The sequence below is a fragment of the Natronincola peptidivorans genome (genome assembly GCF_900111615.1).
In the GTDB taxonomy this organism is placed as follows: Bacteria; Bacillota; Clostridia; order Peptostreptococcales; family Natronincolaceae; genus Natronincola_A; species Natronincola_A peptidivorans.
In genome coordinates, this window is the sequence record NZ_FOHU01000049.1 from 1 (window position 1) to 2,768 (window position 2,768).

Genomic DNA, 2,768 nt, shown 5'->3' on the forward strand with positions numbered 1-2,768 from the left:
TAATACCATTCTCCTTCTGAGACATCTTTATAGCTTATTTCAGCCCTTTCGGTGAATCCAAAGGCTTTATTTACCAGCACCATAAACTCTGCTCTAGTGATGGGATTGTTTGGCCTAAAGCTGCCATCAGGATAACCATTAATGAGGCCATTGCTTATCCAGGTTTTAATAGTTTCTTTAGCCCAGTGATTCTCAATGTCTGATGCATTTGCCCCAAAGGTTAATCCTAGGGAAGATACAACCATACATGCAATTAATAATAGTGCTACTTTTTTCTTCACGGCTATTTTGCCCCCTTTTCTTCTGTGGTTTTTTTGAAACATCTATGTAATATCTATAAACTGCTATGCCCCTCTTATGTTTCAACTTTCACCACCTTTCATTGAGTTAATCAGTTGAATTACCTTTGAGCAAGCTAATGTCAAATAAACTGTATCTTTGCAGAAAACTATGTTAATTTCCTAGCTCCATTATATATGTCATTTTGGCTTTTTACAATATATTCCGACAAGTTTTAACTTCATTTTGTATTATTTTCTTAAAATATTTGTAATTATTTTTTTTGTTTTATTCCGAAATTTATATAAACACAGTGTGTTTTTATTTTTTTATGCTGTATAATAGAAGTAGATTATTTTCAGAAGGGAAGATACTACTAATGGATGAAATATTAAACTTCGGATCTTACTTAAATGAAATAACCGATAATAAAAGAGACCTATCTATACAATACATTGTTCTTTTTAAGGACACTTTACTGAAAAAACAAGCTTCATAATTTAGAAATACTCAGTCCCCTTTTCCCTCTATCCTTTTTCGAAAAGGTATACGTAGTATATTACACAACAGAAAATTCGACAACAGAAGCCTATGAAGCATTTTTCCCGAATTTTATCAGTATTGATTCCAAAACTGCTTTTATGTTTTCAGAGGACTATGAAAACGGTCTTCTTTATACTTCTGAGTGCCATGAGAAAATTGAAATGATGAAGCAAGAATTTAACAAAATCTGTGCCGACTGTCTACCACTGTTTATCAACCTGGAAACTTATGAAAAACAGTCCCTTTATATGTGTGAATACGAGCAAATGCTACAGGCAGACACCTCATTATTGCATCCAGAGAATGGGTTTTATACTTTTCCTGCTGATATTATAAGGAAAAAAGAGAAGGAACACACTGCTCCAAAAAGACTAGCTCAATTGCTTATAAAAAGAACTGAGATCTTTCGTGAAAGATTGAGGAAGAGTAAAGCCCTTGAAATTATTTCCCTCACAGAGGGTCACTCCAAATCGTCCCCGTGTCACTTTAATATCTTATATACAATATTACATAAATTTTAAATAGTCTGCAAATAATTACAAAAACTAAGAGCAAAAACATAAACCCCCAGTTCCTTAAGAGCTTGATGGCTCCTCCAACCACCTATACTCGTTACGCTAAATTTCAGAGTAAAACATCATAAAGCATATAATAAAAAGTTTAAGGAATTTAAATTTAGCAAAGAATCCTGCGATCAATGCCAGCTAAGAGATCAATGCTTATATAAATTGAAAGATGCCAGAGTGCAGAGTAAAGGAAGAAAACTAGATGTTCCTCTTAGATGTGTTGAATTTAAAAGGAGCTCAAACTAAAGAGCTCCAAAGATAAGTTAGATGGATATTAAGGCTAATAATGCCTGTATATAACTACTTTTTAGAGAAATTTTCTAAAAAACAGCAAAGCTTTCTGTATAATCATTCGGGTATAGGGATAGCTTCGTTTTTCATGCTGCTTTTTCGGAGCTTTCACAGGCACCTTAAAACCCACTTTTGTGTCAACAACCCCTTCCCCTTGACAACCTGCTTCTTTTACTGCGTCTGGTTCTGTTCTTAGCTTCTTCTAGTAAATTCTATATGGCCGGTCTTAGGCCTGGAAGAATCTACGTCTTCCTAGTTAATAGGCTTTGGAAGAAACATTTCTTTTGGTTACTATTTAAATTTCCCGAGAACCGATGAATTTTTAGGAATTACTACGTGTCCACCAGTTGTGGTAGTAATCATATTTGTGTCAGCATGTGCTCCTATACGTACGAAAATCTGCTCTGTAGAACCAGTTGGGGATCCAGTAACATTAAATGTTATGGACATTACTGAATGTTGCGAATCAATAGTTGCAGAGTTTGTTGCAGAAACCAAACCACTATTACTTGTTACAAGAAAGACATTGTTTAATTGTTCTTCATTCAATTCCTCATTAGAAATTTCTGCTGTAAAGGTTACTGTTAAGTTTGCTGCTGCTCCTGAGCCTAGGGGTGCTGATACATCTAGCTTTGCTGCTTCAATGGTCGTGACTTCTCCTCGGTCTATTAGCAAGGGGGATACGTTTCCGTTATCATCCAGGATTGCATATGCTACTTTCTTGCCTACATTGTCGTGTGCGAATTCATCGTTAAGATCACCATTTTCTTGTGTTTTTCCATCACCAACACCATCATCTAGTGTAGCACCTGCTACTGCTGCATAATCGCCTTGGCCTACTGTTCCTTCAAAGTAGAGTGCTATTTTTTTGTCTTCGCCTACGTCAAGGTGGTTGCCACTTACATTTGTAAGTTTGTATTTTGCCCCCCCCCATCGTATTGCCACTTGATCGGCTTGTGTATCGGTGGGCCCTGCGGCTACTGTTACTGCTGCAGATAACTCTGATACGTTACCTTTTGTATCTTCTAACGTTACTTGAACTTCTTCTCCTGTTGTGACTGTTACTGATATGTCGGTTGTCCCTGATAA

2 protein-coding genes are annotated in these 2,768 nt (G+C 36.2%); both read right to left on the bottom strand.

The window, feature by feature from the left end; genetic code table 11:
• Positions 1-281: S-layer homology domain-containing protein (locus BMX10_RS17630; protein ID WP_170834892.1), on the bottom strand; the 281-nt coding region annotated here is incomplete at its 3' end.
• A gap of 1,689 nt (positions 282-1,970) precedes the next feature.
• The coding region (locus tag BMX10_RS18155; protein ID WP_170834893.1) for a hypothetical protein at positions 1,971-2,768 on the bottom strand (798 nt) is incomplete at its 5' end.